Source organism: Bacteroides sp. (assembly GCA_036351255.1).
Lineage (GTDB): Bacteria > Bacteroidota > Bacteroidia > Bacteroidales > UBA7960 > UBA7960.
Map to the genome: position 1 here is coordinate 29,363 of JAZBOS010000104.1, position 22,818 is coordinate 52,180.

At 48.5% G+C, this 22,818-nt stretch carries 24 protein-coding genes; 19 read left to right on the top strand and 5 right to left on the bottom strand.

Going from position 1 to position 22,818, the window contains the following annotated elements; translation table 11 throughout:
• Positions 1–63: 63 nt before the first annotated feature.
• From V2I46_10315 to V2I46_10330, 4 genes are all read right to left on the bottom strand, one after another.
• Positions 64–1,470: a DUF5723 family protein gene (locus V2I46_10315; protein MEE4177892.1), complete on the bottom strand. Its 1,407-nt coding sequence runs from the start codon at positions 1,468–1,470 to the stop codon at positions 64–66.
• A 19-nt stretch (positions 1,471–1,489) separates the two neighbouring features.
• Positions 1,490–3,076 carry a hypothetical protein gene (locus tag V2I46_10320; protein ID MEE4177893.1) on the bottom strand — a complete coding sequence of 529 codons (1,587 nt, stop codon included), beginning with the start codon at positions 3,074–3,076 and terminating at the stop codon, positions 1,490–1,492.
• 97 nt (positions 3,077–3,173) lie between these two features.
• A complete protein-coding gene (locus tag V2I46_10325) occupies positions 3,174–5,897 on the bottom strand; it encodes a hypothetical protein (GenBank protein MEE4177894.1) in 2,724 nt (907 codons plus the stop codon).
• Positions 5,898–5,920: 23 nt separating this feature from the next.
• A complete protein-coding gene (locus tag V2I46_10330) occupies positions 5,921–8,770 on the bottom strand; it encodes a S8 family peptidase (GenBank protein ID MEE4177895.1) in 2,850 nt (949 codons plus the stop codon).
• Between the two features lie 119 nt (positions 8,771–8,889).
• On the opposite strand from V2I46_10330, the gene V2I46_10335 reads away from it, so the two are divergent.
• Positions 8,890–9,933 carry an anion permease gene (locus tag V2I46_10335; protein MEE4177896.1) on the top strand — a complete coding sequence of 348 codons (1,044 nt, stop codon included), beginning with the start codon at positions 8,890–8,892 and terminating at the stop codon, positions 9,931–9,933.
• A gap of 18 nt (positions 9,934–9,951) precedes the next feature.
• Here the strand turns inward: V2I46_10335 and V2I46_10340 are convergent, their stop codons facing one another.
• Entirely contained in the window at positions 9,952–10,407 is a 456-nt protein-coding gene (locus tag V2I46_10340; protein MEE4177897.1) for a type I restriction enzyme HsdR N-terminal domain-containing protein, read from the bottom strand.
• A gap of 91 nt (positions 10,408–10,498) precedes the next feature.
• Between V2I46_10340 and V2I46_10345 the strand changes: the two genes are divergently transcribed.
• The 18 genes from V2I46_10345 to V2I46_10430 all read left to right on the top strand — a co-directional run.
• Positions 10,499–11,281, top strand: coding sequence for an AMP nucleosidase (locus V2I46_10345; protein ID MEE4177898.1), 783 nt, complete (start codon positions 10,499–10,501; stop codon positions 11,279–11,281).
• 21 nt (positions 11,282–11,302) lie between these two features.
• Positions 11,303–12,349, top strand: a complete 1,047-nt coding sequence (gene holA, locus V2I46_10350; GenBank protein MEE4177899.1) for a DNA polymerase III subunit delta — start codon at positions 11,303–11,305, stop codon at positions 12,347–12,349.
• A 1-nt stretch (position 12,350) separates the two neighbouring features.
• A complete protein-coding gene (locus tag V2I46_10355; GenBank protein MEE4177900.1) occupies positions 12,351–12,758 on the top strand; it encodes an EVE domain-containing protein in 408 nt (135 codons plus the stop codon).
• A gap of 5 nt (positions 12,759–12,763) precedes the next feature.
• Positions 12,764–13,270, top strand: coding sequence for a CvpA family protein (locus tag V2I46_10360; protein ID MEE4177901.1), 507 nt, complete (start codon positions 12,764–12,766; stop codon positions 13,268–13,270).
• A gap of 44 nt (positions 13,271–13,314) precedes the next feature.
• Positions 13,315–13,872: a hypothetical protein gene (locus tag V2I46_10365; protein ID MEE4177902.1), complete on the top strand. Its 558-nt coding sequence runs from the start codon at positions 13,315–13,317 to the stop codon at positions 13,870–13,872.
• 37 nt (positions 13,873–13,909) lie between these two features.
• Positions 13,910–15,010: a hypothetical protein gene (locus tag V2I46_10370; protein MEE4177903.1), complete on the top strand. Its 1,101-nt coding sequence runs from the start codon at positions 13,910–13,912 to the stop codon at positions 15,008–15,010.
• Between the two features lie 129 nt (positions 15,011–15,139).
• Positions 15,140–15,571, top strand: coding sequence for an SRPBCC domain-containing protein (locus V2I46_10375; protein ID MEE4177904.1), 432 nt, complete (start codon positions 15,140–15,142; stop codon positions 15,569–15,571).
• A 415-nt stretch (positions 15,572–15,986) separates the two neighbouring features.
• A complete protein-coding gene (locus V2I46_10380; protein MEE4177905.1) occupies positions 15,987–16,619 on the top strand; it encodes a DUF134 domain-containing protein in 633 nt (210 codons plus the stop codon).
• Positions 16,616–16,933 carry a NifB/NifX family molybdenum-iron cluster-binding protein gene (locus V2I46_10385; protein MEE4177906.1) on the top strand — a complete coding sequence of 106 codons (318 nt, stop codon included), beginning with the start codon at positions 16,616–16,618 and terminating at the stop codon, positions 16,931–16,933. The genes V2I46_10380 and V2I46_10385 overlap by 4 nt, the downstream gene beginning before the upstream one ends.
• 25 nt (positions 16,934–16,958) lie before the next feature.
• Positions 16,959–17,375 (top strand): DUF5320 domain-containing protein, encoded by a 417-nt coding sequence (locus tag V2I46_10390; GenBank protein MEE4177907.1) that lies wholly within the window; start codon positions 16,959–16,961, stop codon positions 17,373–17,375.
• 169 nt (positions 17,376–17,544) lie between these two features.
• A complete protein-coding gene (locus V2I46_10395) occupies positions 17,545–17,922 on the top strand; it encodes a NifB/NifX family molybdenum-iron cluster-binding protein (GenBank protein MEE4177908.1) in 378 nt (125 codons plus the stop codon).
• A gap of 35 nt (positions 17,923–17,957) precedes the next feature.
• Entirely contained in the window at positions 17,958–18,401 is a 444-nt protein-coding gene (locus V2I46_10400; GenBank protein MEE4177909.1) for a CGGC domain-containing protein, read from the top strand.
• Positions 18,394–19,284, top strand: a complete 891-nt coding sequence (locus V2I46_10405; protein MEE4177910.1) for an ATP-binding protein — start codon at positions 18,394–18,396, stop codon at positions 19,282–19,284. Before V2I46_10400 ends, V2I46_10405 begins: the two co-directional genes overlap by 8 nt.
• Positions 19,259–20,128, top strand: a complete 870-nt coding sequence (locus tag V2I46_10410) for a 4Fe-4S binding protein (GenBank protein MEE4177911.1) — start codon at positions 19,259–19,261, stop codon at positions 20,126–20,128. Before V2I46_10405 ends, V2I46_10410 begins: the two co-directional genes overlap by 26 nt.
• Positions 20,125–21,069: a radical SAM protein gene (locus V2I46_10415; GenBank protein MEE4177912.1), complete on the top strand. Its 945-nt coding sequence runs from the start codon at positions 20,125–20,127 to the stop codon at positions 21,067–21,069. Before V2I46_10410 ends, V2I46_10415 begins: the two co-directional genes overlap by 4 nt.
• Positions 21,066–21,680: a DUF169 domain-containing protein gene (locus V2I46_10420; protein ID MEE4177913.1), complete on the top strand. Its 615-nt coding sequence runs from the start codon at positions 21,066–21,068 to the stop codon at positions 21,678–21,680. The genes V2I46_10415 and V2I46_10420 overlap by 4 nt, the downstream gene beginning before the upstream one ends.
• A 22-nt stretch (positions 21,681–21,702) precedes the next feature.
• Positions 21,703–22,509, top strand: a complete 807-nt coding sequence (locus V2I46_10425; GenBank protein MEE4177914.1) for an Mrp/NBP35 family ATP-binding protein — start codon at positions 21,703–21,705, stop codon at positions 22,507–22,509.
• A gap of 26 nt (positions 22,510–22,535) precedes the next feature.
• A partial coding sequence (locus V2I46_10430) for an FAD/NAD(P)-binding oxidoreductase (GenBank protein MEE4177915.1) occupies positions 22,536–22,818 on the top strand: 283 nt, incomplete at its 3' end.

Genomic DNA, 22,818 nt, shown 5'->3' on the forward strand with positions numbered 1-22,818 from the left:
ACCGTTACGCAATAACCAAAAAGGGTCATTCCCGGCAATGGCTCTTAGAAATTAAAGGGTTTTTTACAAGGATAAGAAAGGCATCACCTGTTCTTTCCGTGGGCGATACCCAAATACCCAATTGAGTCCCGCATGCAGGGTAGTCACCTGAAGTGTATGTGGCTGTATTGCCCCGAAGAAGTTGTTGCTAATCAGGTATACCTGCAAGGGCCCAAGGTTAACGTTGAACCCAAGGCCCACATTCGCATAATTCCATTGAATCACGGAATATGACAAGGCCAGGCTAAAAGCATGAATGGGCCTAACATTGTAGGAAAACGTAAAGGAAGGAAGAAACTGTCCATTATATATCTCGGTTCGGTTCAGCAGGGCCAGCTTGTGACGTGGACTCAGGTCGAAAGCCACAGATGCATAAATTTTAGGCGACAGTACCTGGCGAAAACTATTTGTAGTTTCTGTAATATCGAAAACGCTTTTCAGGGAATCGAGCAGCTGGTCAAAACCATCGCCCTCCTCCCCTTCATCCGAGAAAAATTCCTCCAGGTCAATGCCCCCAAATTCGAATTCGCCCTGCATCTCAAAATTCTCGACACCCTGTTGCCAGTTGATGGCACCAATATCGGTGGCACTTAAGGCCAGCGTGAGACGCTCGGTAGCCATAAAGGAAACCCCCAGGTCGATGGCTCCCCCGCGATTCCCGGTATTGGAAAAATAATCGTAAAGATCAGGTTGGAACTCAAAATTCTCGTCAAGGGAATCCAGGGGGCTGAAGGGAACGGGCGAGGATACGTTAACAAGCAAATTGGCATTCAGCAGCAATTCATAAGTTTCGGCCGCGGTATTCAGGCTGAGATCGCTGCGTTCAAACGAGATGCTTGATAATCCCTGAAGAGCCTTTAGCCGGATGCCTGCATGAAGCCGGTCGGTAATCTCCCGTGAGTAGCTCAGGGCATATTCCCGATAATGCGCATAATCAAATCCCAAACCCGAAAAATTTCCCGGGCGGCTCTCCTGAAGAAAATGGTCATTGCCCTTTAAAAGGAGGGTAAAGAAATCCTGAGGAAAGCCAAAGCGGGCACCTGTATTTTCAGTGATAGAAAAGGTAAGATAGTTCCGTTGAGCACGGAATCCGAAGGCTAGAATCTCAGCGCGTGCCTCACCATCCAGAAATTCGTGATTCCCCAATTTACCAATAAGATGGTCCTCATCCCAGTAAAAATCATCGTTGTCATTCTTGCGGAGAAAATCACGCAGGGCAAAGCCGCTGTTTCCTGCCCCGACATATATCGATGACAGCCCGGGCATGCCTATGAAAAAACGCGGTTGCGGCATGAGATCAGGATTGCTGTAAGTCGATTGCGGAATGCCCTGAAGCCAGTACAGGGTATTGTAATACTGCCCGTAAACATTGCCCTGAGCTATAAAAAATACAAACAATGGAAACGCCAGTTTAAGCAAATATCGTTTCATATTTTCTTATCCTATTGAATTAAAACTCAACAACCACTTTTCCTTTTACCCTGGCACCAATGCTTACCTCCAGGGTCTGATCATCATAGATTCTTACCGTGTTTTCACCCTGATTGGCCGTTGACACCCTGGCCGATAGTATGAGATGCTCACTGTTCAAAAAAGCAAGGGTCTGAGCTTCACTAAGCATAATTTTCGTATAGGTACGTTCCGAGGCAATCACATTGCCCTGGGAATCGGTTTGTGCGGACTCAATCAGCTTATAATCTATCATGCCTTCAAAAAGAATGGCGTTGACCTGATTAAGGGAATCTGCAAATTCAACCTGGAGAAAAAGTTCTGCCGGCAGCCCATTGATCACATCCACGGCAAGTTCTATCCATTCCACCTCGGAAATGGAGTCATTGCGCGAAAGCTCCAGGGTATCCTTCAAACTGAAGCCGCTGGCAGTGCCATTCAGGGGAAGTTCAAGTTCAACCTGAACATCAAGCTGACTCTGATCGAGGACAAAGGCTGTTACCTGGTCAGGGTTTAACTGTGCGGTAAAACTGGAATAAAGGGTTTCGGGTTGATAGGCCACTCCTTCCACCACATTGGAATTATCCTTATCCAGAATCAACTCAGAATAGGCTTGTTGTCCCATCTGGCTGAGGTCAGGTCCCCATATCGTCCAGGGGTTGGGATAACCTGTCAAGGTGAATTCATTGTCATCATAGCGCAGCAAAAGATCATTGGCCTGAACTTCAATATCAAAGCCAAAAGAGTTGAGTGCATGTAACCGAACTTTGGGGTCAACAAATTCAACCTCTCCCTCCATATCGCTATCAAAAAGGCCAATGTTCACCCCAAGACCTCCAAGGTTAAGTATCCTGGTGGCCAGTATCCCGACTATCTTTTGAATTTGCATGTCCAGAAAATCCTGGCTCACCTGAAACGTATAAGGCGCATTGTTGGGGTTACCTGATCCGGTGAAAACCACCTCATAGTGGACATCAAAGCGATTGAATTCAGAACCTGAAGAATAGAACTGAAAGGTATAACCGGCAAGGCTTTCCTGTGTGCTTGAGCCCGCCTCAATCGTCATGGAAAAAGGCTGACCGTCCTGATTATAGGATTCCGGGATGGTGAGCGTTATTAAGGCCTGATAACCATCCGCTGCCAGTCCTTCGGCAGATACCCCGGCCATTAGCATCCCGCCTTTGAAAACGATGGAATCCAGTTGGTCGTCATGCCCCGTATTATAGCTAAAGGAACGGGTGATGCTCTGAGCGGCATTTTTCCCAGGGGGAGAAGCAGCAAAATTGGCAGAAAACTGGGCATTGGGAATCTGAAGGAACATCCCCCCATTGCCAGATACCAGGTGGTCGCTGTATACCAGGCTGATCAGGTTGTCTTCTCCAACCTCTATCAGGTCATCATCCTCCTCAGGGATCATATCAGAAATGGTCAGGGTGGAATGAACCAGCGGAACTGCAAATACCGGCTGGTATGTATAGTCGGGCAACTGATCCATTTCAAAATAGCTATAATCGCAGGAGGGCAAGAGCCCAATAAGAACCCCTGCAATATGCAGCCACGATCTGGTCTTCAAAAAATTCCGTTTCATATTGAATGGTTTTTGAAAGATATCCTTTCCATTCGCGAAAGTATAAAAAAATTGCAGTTTGCAGGTCAATAGATACCAACAGTTTGACAATAAGCCCTTAATTCCCTCCGAAGCCTGAGAGCAGGTAGACCATCAGACGGTCACCCTCCACGGTAACCAAGTTCCAGGACTGATCCTGCAGAAGGGATTCTAGAAAAAATCCCTTTTCTCCACGGATCGGGAAAGGGGCTACCAGCTCACCCTCCCTGTCAAAAAGGTACAATTGTCCTTGTTCAGTAGTTGTCAGGCCAATATAATCCTCCTCCCTTGCCCTGATAACCTTTAAAGGCAAGGAAGCCCCGCCTGAAAGCTCCTGAGAGAACAAAGGGGTTCCCAGCCGGTCAAAAGCCAGCAGCTTGTTGTCGTAAGTAAAGATATAGGCTGGGGGCTCCCCGCTTCCGCGATCCAGAAATAGAAATCCTGCCCCACCCTGAAGGCTGTCGAGCGCAAAAGCCTCCAACTCTCCTTTCTCGTCCATTTGGAGCACATTCCCTTCTATTCCAAGCGCAACAAAACGATTTTCATTATCCCTCTGCAAAGTAAAAATGGGATTTTGGGGCACCAGGCGAAAAGCCTGGGGAACATTTAACCGGACCTTACCACGGCGGTCAAAGAAATAGGCTTTGCCCGCTTCGTCCAATACCAAAAGGTAATCGCGACTACCCAGTTTCAGGTATTGAAGCGGGGCGCCTGCAGGTTCTTTCAGTTTAGGAAGGGACCAACCGCTCAACCGCCTGCCATCAATGTCCAGGTTATATACCCTAAGATCGTCTCCAGTAAACAGGATGCGGTAATTTCTGTCGCCATCATAATCCAGAACGGTAATGCCCCAAGTAGCTTTAACTGGAAGGCGCCTGGGATATCCCTCGACATCCTTTCCATTGCGGTCAATCAGGTGTATATGGCTTGGTGTGCTGAACAAGTATTGTAAGCGCCCGTTTTTATAACGGTCCACCTGGTATATGGAAGAACTCGCAAGTCCGTTGATTGGCTTCTTCCACAAAGCTTGTCCGAAACGATCCACCAGGTATAAGTTCCCATCCATATCCTGGATAATTATTTCTTTTGACCCGTCCACGTGATTCTTAACGCTGAAGGGGGAAGTATGGGCTACCGTATCGAGCTTAAGCTCCCACAGGTGACGGTGAAGCGTGTTCAGCCCTGCAGAATGGCTGTGCAGGGAAACATTGGAGAAAAACAAACCATCCCGGTGTGAAGCAAACTGGGCAGTCAGTCGATCAAGCGGGAATGCTCCGCCTCCGATCTGAGCAAGCAACCGACTCACCCCTGTCTGCCAATCCGCTTTCAGCATGCCTGCCAGATAAGGGACATTGACCATATACAGCACATTGGATGCTGGCTGCTGAAAAATGAAATCTTCTGACAAACGGGGTTCCTTCCCGATCACCTGCCCGTAATGGATTTGCATCAGGGCTTGTTTGACGGCATTCGAACTTGTCCCTGCCAGCAGAACTGAATCGCGCAAGGCAACAAAGGGTCTTTCGGCAGGCAACAGACCCCGGGTCAGGGATTGAATCAGACCAAGGTGACTAAACTGCCAGATCACCTGGTCAAAAACCGTATCTGCAGGAACAAGTGTTGCATCCTTCCCTCCCCATAATTGAAGGTCGCTAAGGCTATCCCAGAGCCTCTGCGGCTCGTTCACCTGAACCAGCGAAAGACAGCTTTCCTCAGGCTTCATTCCGGGTGCGTAAAGCATAACGGAAGCCATCGATCGGCCCAGAAAGGGAAAAAGCCTGGCGAACATTGCAGAATCCATTGGTTCTTGCCCGTTCGGCATGGAATGGATAGCCCTTAATGAGTCAGCCAGGGCTTTCGGTTTTCCCTGGTTCAGGATGGCAAAACCCGCAGTGGCCGAAGGGATGTATTGCAGCAAAAAGGGATCAGAAGGAGTTTGTCCCTGGAGGTGTTCCAGGAAGCCGTTTTGGTCTTTGCCATTGCGGGCAAAGCCTGTAAGACGGATCTCCTCGCCCAACAGGACCAAATCCCATCCCATCCAGCCAGAAAAAGCCTCGCAGGGCATCAGGGAAGGAGAATCGAGGGTCAGGAACAACTCAAATACTTCACACAGGCGATGACCATCAAAGAAAACATTGTTTGCCCGCTTTCCTGACACCTCACGGATATGCTCCAGGTCAGACGATGTCACCAGTGCGCTGCCCGAGATATCCTGTGTAATAGCATGTTCAATGAGTCTTTTTCCCGGGCTAAGCAATAAAGAACCTTTATAAAATGTAGCATAAACAGGCTTCTCATCCTCTTGGTCCAAAAGAAATACGGAAACCCCAAGAAAATCAGATGCTTTTTGTCCGGAGCCTTGTTCCCACCTGCCCTCAATCATTCGCTGAAAAGGCCTGAGGCGAACATCCGGGTTAAACCTTACCTGCAACAAAACCGGCATTTCTCCGCGCATGGTGGTGTGGACAGATACCAACACACGGGCTTTCTTAAAAGCAACCTCAAGATCAGGACTTATTGAAATCAATGAATCCAGCATGCTAAGTTTTTCACTGAACCAGTACACCTCCTGCAATGACTTTAATTCATTCCAGGCCAGAGAATCGGAAAGAAAAAAAGAAGCGATTTCATTTGTTTCCCTCACATCAACGACCAGCCAGGCATCGGAAGGAATCAGTGCAAAAGGATCCAGGTTGCTGATCTCGCTGCGACGCTCAAAATGCAGAAGTAACCCCCAAAGGATGGCGACAATAAAGATGACTGCAATGAAAATGGCCCAGGCATCAAACTGAAATTTCCTCATAATCGAGCCGTTGGAGGGATGGTTTATTCGAGCCTCATCAGAATCAATTGTTCTTTTTGCAATTTGTTTTCCAATTGAAGCACATAGCTGCCGGGCTCAAGGGAAGACAAATGAAAACGAAATTCCTGCAAGCGCCCGGCTTCCGTGTGGATCTTTTTTTGCCAGACCTTACGCCCTTCCAGCGTTGAAAGGGACACACCGGCTTCACCAGAAAAGTCAGAAAGCAATTCCATTGTAAAGCCTTCCCTAAAGGGATTGGGGTAGACCCGTCTGATCTGCTGTGTCGAATTGCTTACAAGAGGAGATGGAATTCCTACCTGGTCAAGCCCGTGGTATCTGTCGTAGGCGGCCTCGGCACTGGCCTGTAAATCCATCAGGTGGTCGCCAGCCAAAATGGCAAAGGCAACCAGCAGGGTATCACCTGCAGACAGATAATGCGGCCCGCTCGATACCAGCGTGGAAACCTCGTTGTCGGTATCAAAAATTCCTGCCGTATTCCTGTTGGTGCGCAAGGCATTATATTTTTCAAAATTAGTAAAGCCATCACTGAGGTTGATGCTCCCATTGGCACCCTTGTTGTCGAAGGCATAATGCCTCATTTCCCCTTCAGTGAGCAGGCTGACCCCGGAATAATGCCCCCCCTCGGCCGAGAAAGCGTAACCCATCCGGTTGACTGGGTCAAAGGCAGCCCTGTGGTTTTTAGGGTCATTGTTTAGCCAGTTGGCAAAAAACCCTGCATAAAAATTAGATAAGTCCTGGCCACTTTGATTGATCAACTGGTATTCAATAATCAGGAACTTGTCCCTGGGGGCTTCTTGCCAGGCAAGTAAATGGTAATTTACATCGAGGCCAATGGTGCTCAGGCCGCCATCACTATCGTTAAAGCTACCTTCCACTTCCACATCCGCTTCCTGGGGATCCTCCAAAAGCTCCGCCGCTTGCACCGTGACCAGAAACTGGTTGAAGGTACCCGAGGCGGCCCCATAAAGGTTATCGACAACTTTATTGGTATTAAGGCCGGCCATAAATCCTGCAGCCCTGATCCTATTGAGCCCGTTGCGATACACAAAGCCAAGTCCCTGGCTGTAACTGGGATAGTTGAACCCCAGGGTTCCACGGGATGTAATGGTGGTACTCAATTGGTTGACGCGCAGGTTAATAAAATCAACATTAAAAAGCAGGCTGAAAAACTGGCGCCCGGCATAATCCCCTTCCGCATTGAAAAATTCGACCATAAAAAACACCCTTTGGTTCAATGGCATCCCCAACTGGAGCTGGAGTAAAAAAGGCTCGGCCTCATTGGCAATGATTTCGCCCGTCTCCATGGCTCCAAGGCTGATCTCGGGGTTCTGAACCACCACCCAATTGGAAAGGGAGGTCAGGCGGGCACTGATATTACCAGAGGGAGCCAAGAGGTTTTCAAAGCGGGAAGCAAGGGTTGCATTCTGTCCACCCTGGTATTCACCATAACTTTCAGGATCCTGCAGTGGACCAAGCAGTTCAACATAAGAATGGCCGGTTTCGGTAAGCGCCCGGTACATATTGAGGCGCCCTCTTCCCAACAACCCCGCATAGGATTCATTTCCCGCAAGGGTATCTATGTTATCGGCGGTGACCTTTAACTGTGCCCCAATTTGGCGGGCACTGTAATCCGGGAAATGATGCCTGAGAATGGCAGCAGCTCCCGCAACCGCTGGTGTAGCCATGGAGGTTCCGCTGGAAGTAATGTAGGTGGCATTGACAAAGGTTGACAGAATGGTCGCTCCGGGCGCGGAAAGATCTACAAAGACATTGTAGGAAGAGCCACTCCACTTGAGGTCACTGCTGTTGGTGGCTGCCACACTCAGCACATTTTCATAGGTTGCAGGGTAAAAGGGAATCTGGTTATTATCGTTCCCGGCCGCAGCCACCACGAGTGCATCCCGGTTAAAGGTGGCATAATTCACGATATCCTGACCGTATTGACCAGCTCCTGAAGTCCCACCCCAGGAGCAATTGATCACCGAAGCCCCACGATCGGCCGCGTAAACGATTCCTTCGTACGACATGATGAGGCGACCCAACTCGTCATCTATCTTAACGGTCATAAACCGTGAATGATATCCTGTACCGGCAATCCCTGTGCCATTATCGGCCGAGGCCGCGGCAATGCCTGCCACGTGCACCCCATGACCGCTGTAAGAATATTGCGGATCGTTGTTGTTTAATGCCAGGTCCCATCCGTAAAAGTTATCCACAAAACCATCGTTATCGCTATCCTCACCATTGATGGTATCATTGTAATTATAGGCAATGGCGTTGATCAGGTCGGGGTGAAAGCGGTCGTTACCCGTATCGACAATGGCGATGACCACCGTAGTGTCGCCTTTCGAAATATCCCAGGCATCAAAAGCCTTAATGCGCTCCAAACTGTATTGCGAGCCAATCATGGGATCATCGGGAACGTAAAGCAGGCTGGGAAGCACCTTTGGCTCGGCATATTCCACCAGGCCCGTGGCATACAAGGCGTCAATGGCCTCCCAAAGACCTTGGCCATCACCAAGCTCAAGATGATAAATCCGCGAGAGGTCGGTCAGAGGCTCACCCCGCTGATTGTATTTTTGCGCGGGAGGCTGATGTGTTGGGAAAATCTTTTTAAGCCCGGTGGCCTGGTAACGGGTGGCCCAGCTTTTGAAAAGGGGGTGGTCGATCTGATGAGTCTTGGCAACTGCCGCAAGCTCAGGTTTAATCTTAAAGATCATTTGTCCCTCAAGATAATCTCCTTCTGCTCTATCCCTTTTTTCGATAAGGATTGAAGGAGGTCCTGACCAGGCCGGGAGGAACCATCCTGCCAACAGGAAGCATATCAAAAATGACTTAATTTTTCCCGACATCCGTACTTTTTTAATGGGATAAAATTAATCAAAAGAGGATAATACGGCAAATTTTATCCTCAAACTTATTTGTTTGCAGGCTTATTTTCTAAATTTGCTCCCGAAATCAAACCAGGGTTATGATATCACCCTTTTTCAGCCACTTGCTGATCCCCTTTCTGGTGGCCATGTTTCTGGCCATAAACATGGGAGGCAGCGGCACTGCCCCCAGTTTCTCCGCCGCATATGGCGCAAACATCATCAGGCGATTTTCCATCCCCGGCCTATTCGGGATCTTTGTCTTTATTGGCGCCCTTGTGGCAGGCAAAAAAGTCTCCATTACAATGGGGCGCGAAATGCTTGATCCCGATGAAATGACGCTGGTGGTGACCACCATCGTCCTGCTCTCTGTGTCATTATCCCTTTTCTTTGCCAACCTCCTTTCAGTACCCCAGTCTACCAGCCAGTCTGCTGTATTTTCCCTGGCAGGCGCCGCCCTTTACCTCAAGGATTTCAACACCCGAAAACTGTTTGTCGAGATCATCCCCATCTGGTTCCTGCTGCCCTTGATAGGGTTTTTGATGATGCTGGCCATTTGCGCCCTTTATGACTATGCAACCCGGCGCTGGCCTTTTCTAAAACAAAGGCTGGTAAATCCGAAGGTCAGCCGATTCCTTGTATTGTTTTCTGCCTGTTACGTGGCATTCGCCATCGGGGCAAACAATGTGGCCAATGCTTCGGGTCCCCTGGCGGGAATGGTAACCAATGAATTGGGCATAGACCCTGCCGATGAAAAAAGTTTCCTCGTCATTGCCATCCTCACAACCCTGCTCATTGCACCCTGCTTTGCCATCGGAAGCTCCCTGCTGGGATTCAGGATCGTTAAAACCACCGGGAAAGGCATTACCTCTTTTGGAAGAAACGGCGCCATCGCTATTTCCTTTGTCACCGCCTCCCTCCTGTTGCTGGTATCGATAACCAAGGGTATCCCCACCTCGCTGGTGCAGCTAAACGCCTTTGCCATCATGGCCCTGAGCATTCACCGGGAAGGCTGGCAAAGAACCATTTTTCACCGCACCCTGCAAAAGTTCTGGACAGTTTGGCTCCTGGCCCCCGCATTCGCTTTTATGGCCTCCTACCTGCTGTTGATGCTTTCTGATAAAATGGGCTGGCTGATATTCTGAGCATTCTTCAAGAAATTTTTATCCTGCAAGGGATTCAAAGTCAGGCACCTCTTCCAGAAAAGCCCATTCATTTCCTTCCCCTTCTTTCCGGCAGCAATAATGCACCAAACCATTGGTCACAACAAGATATTTCACCCCAAAATTGAAGTTGTAGCGGGCAATCTGGTCAAAGACATCCTGGGTCAGCCTGACCGAAGGGGCCTTGCACTCAATCATCATCAGGGGCAGGCCTTCCTTTCCGTAGATGATGGCATCAGCGCGCTTCTGAAGCTGGTGGTATTTCAGCGAAATCTCCACGGCAATCAGCCCCAGGGGATAGTGCTTATGCAAATGCAGCCACGACAGGAAATGCTGCCTGACCCATTCTTCCGGCGTCAGGGTGACATATCGCTTGCGGAAAACGTCAAAGATTTCACGTTTACCACCATCTTCCCTGATACGGAACGGAAATGCCGGTAAATTCAAGGTTTGCATAGATATTCGATGTGCGCGTTGCCAAAATTACTAATTTCGTAAAGCTTTCCTTATTTTTGTCAAATAATGTTTCGCAACTAACTCATTCAATATGAAGACCAGGGAAGAGATCGTGGAGAACTGGCTGTTCCGTTACACCGGCACCCACGTCGAGGAGATGGGCAAATACATCCTGCTGACCAATTTCAACCAGTACCTGCAGATGTTTTCTGAGTGGTTCAATGCGCCCATCAAAGGGCTTAACCGGGCCATGCCCAGTGCCACGCACGAAAAAATCAGCATGATCAACTTTGGCATGGGCAGTGCCAATGCGGCCACTATCATGGACCTGCTAAGCAGCGTTAAACCAAAGGCTGTGCTGTTTCTGGGCAAATGCGGGGGCCTGAAAAAGATCAATAGTCTGGGCGACCTGATCCTGCCCATTGCTGCCATCCGGGGCGAGGGGACCTCCAACGACTACTTCCCCCCTGAAGTGCCTGCCCTGCCGGCCTTTAACCTCCAGAAAGCCGTATCAACAAACATCCGCAACCATAACCTCGACTACTGGACCGGCACCATCTACACCACCAACCGGAGGGTTTGGGAACACGATGAAGCATTTAAAGAATACCTCCGGAAGATCAGGGTGATGGGGGTCGATATGGAAACTGCCACGATTTTCTCGGTGGGATTCTTTAACGGCATTCCTTCAGGAGCCCTGTTGCTGGTATCCGACCAGCCTATGATCTCTGCAGGCATCAAAACCGAGGAAAGTGACAAGGTGGTTTCTCAGAAATTCGTGCACAAACACCTGGAGATCGGTGTGGATTCCCTGAAAGAACTTATCAACCACGGCCTGACCGTGAAGCACCTTAAATTTCATTACGACGAATAAAGCATTGAAGGCAAGCCCGATATGGCCAATCTGAGTTTCGAACAGATCCTGAAAGACATCAAAAACAAGGTGTATTACCCTGTTTACTTCCTGAGTGGGGAAGAACCTTTCTTCATTGATGTGATCGCCGATTATCTCGAAGAGCAGGTCCTCAATGAAATGGAAAAGGAGTTCAACCTGAGCATTCTCTATGGCCGGGATACGGATATCCCCACCGTGCTGAGCGTTGCCAAACGTTACCCGATGATGGCCAGCCACCACCTGGTCATTGTCAGGGAGGCCCAGACCCTGCGAAACGTGGAGCCCAGGGAAGGCCAGAAAACGGTGAATGCTGAAAATGAAGCCCTGCTGAAATACCTCGAAAAGCCTCTTGAGTCGACCATCCTGGTGTTCTGCTATAAATACAAGACCCTTGACCGGAGACGGAAAATCGCAAAAACTATTTTACAGCATGGCTTATTATTCGAGGGAAAACGCATTTACGATAACCAGTTGCCCGCGTGGATATCCGATTATGTCAGGCGAAAGGGATATTATATTGAAAACAAAGCCACGCATATGCTGGCCGACCACCTGGGTACCGATCTGGCCAAAGTCACCAATGAGATCCAGAAGCTGTTTATCAGTTTGCCCAAGGGGTCTGAGATCACCCCTGCCAGCATTGAGGAAAATATCGGTATCAGCAAAGACTTCAACATCTTTGAGTTGCAGGAGGCCCTCGGCGACCTGAACCACACCAAGGCCTACCGTATTGTGAAGTATTTTGGCGAAAACCCGAAAAGCAACCCGATGGTACTCACCCTGAGTATGCTCTACCTGTTTTTTCAAAAGCTTATGCTTTACCATAATTCAGCTGACAAGAGCGAAAAGGGACTGGCATCCGCTATCGGGGTCAATCCCTTCCTGATGAAAGGCTATCATAAAGCCGCAAAAAACTTTCCGCCTGAACGTATTGAACGCATCTTTTCATACCTGCGCGAAAGCGACATGAAATTGAAGGGGGTTGGCAATAAATCGGCGGATCAGGGTGAATTACTGAAAGAACTGACTTTTAAAATCTTGTACTGACATGAACTACTGGCTTGCAAAATCCGAGCCCGGCGCTTATTCCTGGCAAAGGCTGGAGAAAGAGAAAAAGACCATGTGGGATGGCGTACGCAACTACCAGGCCCGCAACAACCTGAAGGAGATGAAAAAGGGAGACCTTGTTCTTTTTTATCACAGCGTCAATGAGAAACAGGTAATGGGCATTTGCAAGGTCGTAAAGGAGCATTATCCCGACCCGACCACCGATGACGACCGCTGGGTTGTCGTTGATGTGGTACCGGTAGAGGCCTTGAAGAAACCCGTCACCCTGGAAGCCATCAAAAAGGATGAGCGCCTTGAGAACATTGCCCTGGTCCGCCAGTCGCGGCTTTCAGTCATGCCGCTGGCCCGCGAAGAATTTGACGCCATTGTTGAACTGGGAAACACCTGATGCCTATGAACTACATTGACCTTATCATTGCCATTCCCCTCCTCTGGGGCGCCATCCGCGGCTTCAGCCATGGGTTCCTGATGGAAGTCGCCACCCTGGCTGGACTGATTGGAGGCATTTTCGTTGCCCTCATTGCTGCCGACGTGGCTGGCCGAATCCTTGCAGGTATGGTAGACTGGAACCCCATCCCCTTCAAATTTTTTGCCTTTGTGGTCGCTTTCATACTGGTTGTAATACTGCTTAAGTTTTTGGCCAAGGTCCTTGAAAACGTCTTTAAGGCCATACACCTGAATCTCTTAAATCGTTTGGGTGGATTGGTGTTCGGAATAATCAAGTTTGCCTTTATCCTGAGCATCCTGATGATCTTTGTCAACTACCTGAACCCACACATCGAACTGCTGTCTGAAAAGGCACGTGAGGGAAGCCTGCTATTGCCCTACATTGAAAAGATGGTCCATTATATACTTCCCGCCAAGGAGTTTATCCCCCTCCCCCAAAGCTGGTCGGTTTAGCATTAGACTTTTCTGACATGACTGAACAGGGAAAAATCTATCTTATGAAAAAACATCTACTCCTGATTCTTCCTTTCCTTTTGTTGTTTGGATGTAAATCCACCAAAATGGCATCCAGTTCATCTGAAACCTCCCCCAACACCATTTTTAATGCTACCCTGGTTTCCCCCAGCCCTTCGGAAAACCCTTATTATCATTGCAAGGATTTTCTGGAAATCGTTTACAACACTTTCACCATCAATGAGATAGAGAACAAATATGCCAGCTGGCTCAGCAAAGAGCTTCAACCCACACAAAACATTCACAATATTCATATTACCGATACCATCCTTTCATATACCTCAGGAAGTAATATCATTAAATTTTACCAGGCCCGGCACACAGATATTCTTTTTATGGTTGAATTAACCGACAGCCGGATTGCATTGTTTGAGAATATTCGCCCCGGAATGTCAAAGGCTGATTTTCAAACCAAGTTCAGCATCAGCCACGAGCTTCCCAATTCCATTAAAATAGGGACACCGGAGGCAGCATCTTCCTTCATTTTTCAATTCAGGAGGGGAAAGCTCAGACAAATAAGCAGTGACCTGTACATTGATTAATTGTCGATTACAGATTTTTAAAAAAAACCTTATACGCATGAAAAGAATCATTACCACCCTTGGAGCCTTTTTCTTTCTGAACCTCCTTTTTGCCCAGAACCACAGCGTGGTCAAAGAGCCCGATGTTTTCCCGGCCCAGCCCCGTCGCGAGATCCGCATGCCACAACTGGAAGGTTATGAGATCATCAAAGGCGATTTTCACCTGCATACCGTGTTCTCTGATGGCTCCGTTTGGCCTGTAGTTCGGGTGCAGGAGGCCTGGCGCGACGGACTCGATGCCATTGCCATTTCCGACCACATCGAATACCGGCCCAAAAAAGCTTATCTGGAGGGAAGCCTGAACCAGGTGCACGACATTGCCCTGCCCGAAGCCCAAAAACACGGCATCATCCTGGTGAAGGCCGCCGAGATCACCCGCATCATGCCTCCAGGGCACCTCAACGCCTTGTTTGTTAAGGACATCGATGCGCTGGACCAAGAGCATTATCGCGATGCCCTGCAAGCCGCCCTCGACCAGGGCGCTTTCATCTTCTGGAACCACCCCGGCTGGCAGGCCCAACAGCCCGATACCTGCCTGTGGTGGGACGAGCACGAAGAGCTGCTCCGCCAGGGCCTGATTCACGGCATCGAGGTTTACAATTTCGACGAATGGTACCCTTTAGCCTTTGACTGGGCCAGGGAAAAAGGACTGGCATTTATGGCCAACAGCGACATCCACGAGCCGGTGCCTTATATGCCCGGCTACAGCGATTATTTTCGGCCTATGACCCTGGTCATCGCACGCGAAAAGACCGAAGAAGCCATGAAGGAAGCCCTGCTGGACAGGCAAACCGTTGCCTTCTTTGCAGGCAAACTCGCCGGCCCCCAGGTGTGGCTCGAGAGAATGTTCCACGCAGCCATTAGCATCGGCAAACCCTTTAACATAAAAGCCGACGGGTCGGCCAGCCTTACACTCACCAACCTGACCGACATTCCAATCGTTCTGCAAAATGAAGCAGGAAGGCCATTCCGCCTGGAACCCCTCAGTGCTATGGTTTTACCCATTCCAAAGGTTTCGCAAAACGAGGCTCTGCCTTTTTTAGTGACCAACTTTTTTACCGGGATGGACCAGCCCCTCAGGGTACAAATAAAATGGTAACTCCTTCCCGGGCAAGAGATGAAATGCGGGTTTGGTAAAAAAATAATGACCCTGCTCCCCATTTCGCCCCCTGGCCCCTTTGCCAGAAAATCATTAACTTTATTTCAGCGATTACAAACCATCTATACAATGAAAGAGATCAGAACACAAATCAGCATTAAAGCCGCACCGGAAAAGATATGGAATATCCTGATGGATTTTGAGGGCTATTCCGCCTGGAATCCATTTATCACGTCCATTAAAGGTGAAAAAAAACCTGGCGAAAAACTTGACGTGACCATTCATCCCCCCGAAGCCAAAGCGATGCGGTTTAAGCCCAGGGTATTGACCCTTACACAGAACAAGGAACTGCGATGGTCAGGCAAGATGATTGCCAGTTTTATGTTCCAGGGTGAACATTTCTTTATCCTTCAACCAAATGAAAGGGGAACCACCGACTTTATCCACGGAGAGAAATTCAGTGGCATAACGGTTCCCTTAATGAAAAAAATGCTGGAAAAGACCCGGGAAGGCTTTGAACTGATGAACCAGGAACTGAAGCTGGTAAGCGAAAGACCCTAGAAATAGGCTTACACTCCGAAAATCCACCAAAAACAATGACATCCTTCCGGCTGCCATTTCACTGGCAGCTTCAACCTGATTTTCTCATTTTAGCCTAAGCAGCTATGCTTACCGGAATCAGGTTATTTAACTGACTGACAACATCTTAATTCGTTTATTTCTCTCTGCTCTGACCCTCCAGATTCATAGTTAATACGGAGTTAATACGGAGTTTATTCGGTTTAAACCGAATAAACTCCGTATTAACTATGAGCGAAATACTAACTCAGAGCCCGATCGTATAGAAAAAATATGGCTAAAAAGAAAGGGTAAAACCATCTTTCAGGCTTTCATTTTTAATGCATATTTTTTTAAAAAAAAGATTTGGATAATGAACCATGGTTCATTATCTTTGTACCGAACAAAAGTTCATAATATGTCACCAAGATCAAAAAGGCTTAGAAAAGTCATCAATCCTCCGCTTGTAAAAGGGTTCAAACCTTACGGGCCGGATACTGGTAAAGGTAAATCCGATCCTGTAATGCTTCATTTAGAAGAATATGAGGCTTTGCGTCTTTGTGATTACGACCTGTACAACCATCACGAGGCATCGGTCATCATGGGGGTTTCGCGGCCGACCTTTACCCGGATCTATTCGACCGCCCGCCAGAAGATCGCGACGGCTTTTGTTGAAGTAAGGCAAATCGCCATTGAAGGCGGGAAGGTATATTTCGATTCCGACTGGTTTCATTGCGGGCATTGTAAATGCTACTTCAACAACCCCGAGAAAGACCAAAAAGTGGAAGCCTGCCCCCTGTGCGGGAACAGGGAAAAGATTACCAGCCTTGAAGGAGACCCCGGAGGCTTTGAGCCAAAAGACCAGGAGGAAGCAGGCCAGGATGTCTGTATTTGTCCGCAATGTGGCTATACATTGCCACATCAGTCCGGGATACCCTGCAGCCATCAGGTTTGTCCCGATTGCCAAATTCTAATGACACGTAAATCAGGCCCCGGCTTTCAGCCAGGAAGGCACCGGGGCGGAAGAAACCCACTAAAAACCAAACAATGAAAGTAGCTATTACCAGCACTGGAAACTCGACAGACTCCAGCGTAGATCCCCGTTTTGGGCGTTGTGCCTATTTTGCCATTTACGACACCGAAAGCAAAGCCATAGCGTTTGTTCCCAATCCAGCAAGAGATGCAGAGGATGGCGCTGGTCCCAAAGCTGTGCAGCAAGTGGCCTCTTATGAGGTAAAAAAAATCGTATCGGGCGAGTTTGGCATGAAGATCAAACCCCTGCTCGACAGTCTGAAAATACAAATGATCGTGGTGAAGGAATCCGACAAGCGTATTATGGACATTATGGAAATGTTGAACCATTAAAAAACAAAGAAAATGCCAAGGATGAATGGAACGGGCCCTGAAGGCAAAGGTCCCGGCACGGGCCGCAGGCTCGGGAAATGCAAAGATGCCGACACTGAAGATCAGCAAGGACACCTTGGAAAAGGCATGGGGAAGCGCCGCAAGGCCGGTGGAGGAGAAGGCCAGGGTAAACGGCTTCAGAGTGGGAAAAAAGAATCTTAACCTGAATAGAAAGGAGGACAATATGCCTGGTTTTGATCAGACAGGTCCCGTAGGACAAGGTCCTATGAGTGGCCGCAGGTTAGGGCGCTGCACCAATTACGGGGCAGGCCCGCAGAATCAGCCTCCCGCTTCCGGTCAAACGGCTGAACCCTTATACCCCGGCAGGGGAATGGGCTTTGGCCGCGGAAGAGGTGGACGGGGACGTGGTTTGGGATTGCAAAACCGTTTCAGAGGAGGTTGATCAAAGGTGAGGGGAGGCAATCCTGTACTCCCCTCATTGTTTTTAACGTTTTTGTCAGGCAGCTTTTTCTGCCTGACCAGGGAAAAACTCATTGAAAACCAGTCATCACTAATGACTTTAAAACACACCAAATAAGTCAAAAACATTCACTTTTTTCAAAAATCATTTTATGAATAAATGTATTGCCATTCCCATAGAAAACGGGGTACTCTGCCCCCACTTCGGCCATTGTGAGCAGTTTGCCATCGTAGAGGTGGAAAACAATGCCATTAAAAACATCAGGGCCATGACCCCTCCCGAACACGTTCCGGGACTGTATCCCAGGTGGGTGGCCGGGTTTGGTGTTACCGACGTGATTGCCGGCGGAATGGGTCAGAAAGCCATTGAATTGTTTAACCAGCAAAACATCAATGTATTTGCCGGAGCACCGGTAAAAAATCCTTCTGAATTGGTCAGTGATTTTCTGGCCGGTAACCTGAGCCTGCAGGCCAACTATTGCGACCACGATGGCCATCAGCATGGGAGTGGCCACGGTTGCAGGCATTGATAAAATTATCTGGCTAACCAAAAAAACATTGTATGATGGAAAAGATCAGGGTTGGAATCATTATTTGCGACAGGTACAGGACTTGTGCCGGGGGCAAGTGTTTCAGGTCATTCAGAAACCGTGAGGGCGCCTTTAGCAGGTATGCCGGGCAGGAGGCTGAAATTGCAGCCTATACCACCTGCGATGGCTGCCCGGGCGGAAACATTGAATATGCGCCTGAAGAGATGAAAAAGAACGGGGTGACCCACGTACATTTTGCCACGGGTCTTCTGGTAGGCTACCCCCCCTGCCCTTACATGGAGCATTTCGAGCAATTTATCCGGGATAAGTATGGCATGAAAGTAATCTATGGCACCCACCCCATTCCCCAGAAATATTTTATTACCCACAAAAACCTGAACACCTGGAACACCCCGTTTTGGCAGGAGGCCATCAAGCCCACCCTTGCCGACGAGAAGACCAGGTTTGCATATGACTGATCATAAACCCTTGAAGATTGCCATTGCCAGTGGAAAGGGAGGCACCGGGAAGACCCTGGTGGCCACCAATCTTTTTCATACGCTGATCAGCAATGATATCAAGACCAGCCTGGTGGACTGTGATGCGGAAGCTCCCAATGCCAAGTTGTTTTTTGAAGGGAAGCTGGAAAAATCTTTTGCGGTGACCCAACAGGTGCCCGTTATCGATGAAAACCTTTGCACCTATTGCGGGAAATGCTACGAATACTGTCATTACAATGCCATTTTCATCCTCCCTCCGGCCAGGGTCATCAAGGTGATTGAAGACCTCTGCCACGGATGCGGGGCCTGCACGGTAGCCTGTAAATTTGGCGCCATCACAGAGAAACCCATGCCCCTGGGAGAGGTCAGGCGATATGCTCTTGAGGGAAGCCAAAGCTTGGTGGAGAGTTGTATGAAGACAGGTGTCTTTTCACCTGTAGCGGTCATTAAGGCTGGCATCAAAGAAGCAGGCAACGGACAAACGGTCATCATGGATGCTCCTCCCGGCACTTCCTGTCCTTTCATTCAGACTGTCGACAGGGCAGATTTCGTGGTGCTTGTCACTGAGCCTACCCCCTTTGGACTGAGCGACCTCAGACAGTCGGTTGAAACGCTGAAACGCATGAAAAAACCCTGTGGCGTCATTGTTAACCGGACAGGACTGGGGAATCATGCCCTTTATGATTTTCTGGAGCAGGAGGACATCCCCCTGCTGATGGAGATTCCCTTTGAACGCAACATTGCTCATACTTATGCCCAGGGCAGAAAATTGAAGGATCTGGATCCCGCTTGGGAAACGCGTTTCCTTAACTTGTTTGAAAAAATCATTCTGGAAAATGGAAATAGCCATCATAAGCGGTAAGGGAGGCACAGGAAAGTCGAGCATCAGCGCAGCTTTTGCTACGCTTGCTGAACCCGTGGTGCTGACCGACTGCGATGTGGACGCTGCCAATCTGTATATTCTGTTTGATCCCGAACACGAGGAAGAGGAGTCGTTTGTTGGCGGAGAAAAGGCCGTCATTGACAGGGAGTTGTGTACCAACTGTGGAATTTGTATTTCCTATTGTGCATTTGAGGCCATTTCCTTTTCTCCGGAAGGGGTCATCATATCGGAAACCGCTTGCGATGGTTGCCACCTGTGTAAACGTATTTGCCCCCACGGTGCCATCCACATGGTCGATAATGATGATAGCCGCTTGTATACGGGAAGTTTTCGCAACGGTCGAATGGTATATGGTCGCCTGGCACCGGGAGAAGAAAACTCGGGAAAGCTGGTGAACCTGGTAAGGGAAAAAGCACGCAAACAATCGAAGGCGTTTGGGATGGAAACCATTATCATTGACGGCCCTCCCGGAATAGGTTGCCCGGTCATTTCCTCCATTACGGGCGTTGACCAGGTGGTTATCGTCACCGAGCCAAGCCTTTCGGGTTTGCACGACCTGGAAAGAGCTGCGGATGTCTCCGGAAGCTTCGGCATACAAACCAGGGTCATCATCAACAAAGCTGATCTGGATGAAGCGATGAGCGACACAATTGAAACCTGGTGCAGGGAACGCGGGCTGGCCGTAGTGGCGCGCATCCCCTTTAACCCTGAAGTGGTTGAAGCCATGGTGAACTGCAAGAGCATATCAGAGTGGGCTCCGGATTCTGAGACCAGTCAAATACTTAGGGAAACCTGGAAAGGAATATTACACGGTAAGTCATGATCATTTTTGGCCCCATACCATCGCGCCGCTTAGGCAAAAGCCTGGGAATCAATAATGTCCCTATGCCAAAAACCTGCACCTACGCTTGTGTTTATTGTCAGGTTGGATCCACCCGTAATCATACCATTGAACGGGCAGCATTTTATTCCCCTCGATTTATTTTTGATGAGGTAAAAAAACACCTGGAGAAAATTCGCCAGGAAGATTTTCCTGATTATCTCTCCTTTGTTCCCAACGGAGAGCCAAGCCTTGACATTCATTTGGGTGAGAGCATCAGGCTGTTAAAAAGCCTGGGTATCCCGGTAGCAGTAATCACCAATGCTTCCCTTTTATCAGACAAGAAAGTGATTGATGAGCTATGTGAGGCTGATTGGGTGTCACTGAAAAATGACAGTGCTGACGAAACCATTTGGAGATCCATCAATCATCCCCATAAGCATCTCCTGTGGGAACCCCTTCAAAAAGGGCTCGATGATTTTGCAAAAGTTTATCAGGGCAAGCTTGTAACAGAAACGATGCTTGTTGAAGGAATCAATGATGCCCCCGAAGTCCTCCGGCATACAGCCGCCCGAATTGCCAGGCTGAATCCATTCAAGGCTTATCTTGCCATCCCCATCAGGCCCCCAGCAAATTCAAAAGTTCATCCACCCTCAGAGCAGGTCATTACCGAGGCCTACCAGATTTATGGTGAACAGGGACTAAAGACCGAGTTGCTGCTAGGATTTGAAGGAACCGATACCGGGTTCACAGGCAATGCCGAAGAGGATATTCTGAATATTTCTGCCGTGCATCCCATTAGGGAGGATACCATGGCTGAACTGCTCAGGAAAAATAAGGCAAGCCCGGAACTGGTGGACAGGCTGATCCAGGAGAGTAGAATTAAAGTAGTTTCATTCAATGGGAAAAATTTTTTCCTTAGAAACATCCGCTCAAGAGCATGATCAGTTTACTCAAGAAAAAATATGGACGGCTTTGCCTTGGATTGAAAGTGGATTACCATGGAAGTGAAACACCAATCCGGTTTCATGATGAACCCTTGAGATTTTGTGAAGCAGTCAATAAAGCTTTTGACAGGCCATTACTGATAAAGCCTGCTGACTTAAGATGCATGGGATCGAAGCGAAGCATGGGACTCACTATGGATGAAAGAGCGCTCGTTGAAAATATACATCAGGAAAGTGGTATTGATCGGGAATTCATCTGGCAAGCAGTCAAGGATATCCCACGTTTGGAGAAACCCATTGAAAACATTTTACTGGGCATTGACAGCCAAATGGAAAAAGAGATACAGCCTGATATGTACATCGTATTTCTTCAACCGGCACAAGCCATGGAATTAATGAAAGATTACGCCTTAAAGCTAAAGGAATTTGCTGTGATCAAGCCTTGTATCTTCATGTCAGTATGCGGCAATGTCTTTGTTAACACGATAAAAAGTCGTGTTTTAAGCATCTCCTTTGGCTGTCCTGACTCACGTAAATATGCGGGATTGACCGATGACCTGCTGGTAGCAGGAATCCCACATGAAAGTTGCAAAAAACTCTTTTCCTGAAAACCGAAAAAATAAAATTTATATGAAACCTGAGATTGAAAAAATAAAACTGGAGAAGGTAAAGAACATCATCGTGGTAGCCTCAGGGAAAGGTGGTGTAGGAAAATCCACGGTAGCAGTAAACCTTGCTGTTGCGTTTGCCCGTAGTGGCTTGCGCGTGGCCCTGGTGGATGCAGACATATATGGTCCTTCCATTCCCCGCATGATGGGGATAGAAAATGAAAAACCCGGGGTAAATACCAGCGATCAGAAGCAGGTGATGCTGCCTATTGAGAAGTATGGGATCAAGGTGATATCGATAGGCTTTTTTATCACCAAGAGTCAATCGTTGATCTGGCGCGGCCCTCTGGCAGGAAAAGCCATTACTCAGTTGCTGGAGGAAACCTTTTGGGATGAGATCGATGTGATGATCATTGATTTTCCGCCCGGAACCGGCGACATTCAAATCACCACCGTACAGAAGATGGAGCTGACGGGAGCGATTATTGTCACCACGCCCCAGGAAATATCGCTGAACGACGCCCGCAAAGCGGCTTCTATGTTCTCGAACCCTGACGTTGGCGTACCAATCCTCGGAGTGGTCGAAAACATGGCCTGGTTTACGCCCGCTAAGCACCCCGATGAGAAATATTTCATTTTCGGAGAAGGTGGTGGTAAAAACCTGGCCCAGGAATTAAACACCCACCTCCTTGGACAAATCCCGCTGGTTATGGAGGTGGCCGAAGCTGCTGAAAAAGGACTGAGTGTTTTTTCACAGGGTGACCAGGGAGCAATCAAGGCTTTTGATGAGATTTCTGAAAAAATCATAAACAACTCTTTAACGCTTTAACCCTAAATTTTAAAAAAATAGTTGAAATGAAAAAAACCGATGTATTGATTATTGGAGGCAGTGCTGCTGGGATGGTAGCTGCCCTGACAGGAAAATCATCCTGGCCGGATAAAAAGTTCATCCTGGTGAAAAAGCTAAAGGATATGATGGTACCCTGTGGTATCCCCTACATCTTTGGCACCCTGGAAAACAGCAACCAGAATATCATGCCCGTTGACAATATGATGGAAAAAGCCGGGATAGAGTCGATAGTCGATGAAGTGACTGCCATTGATAAAACGGAAAAAACCGCTACCCTGAAAAGCGGTG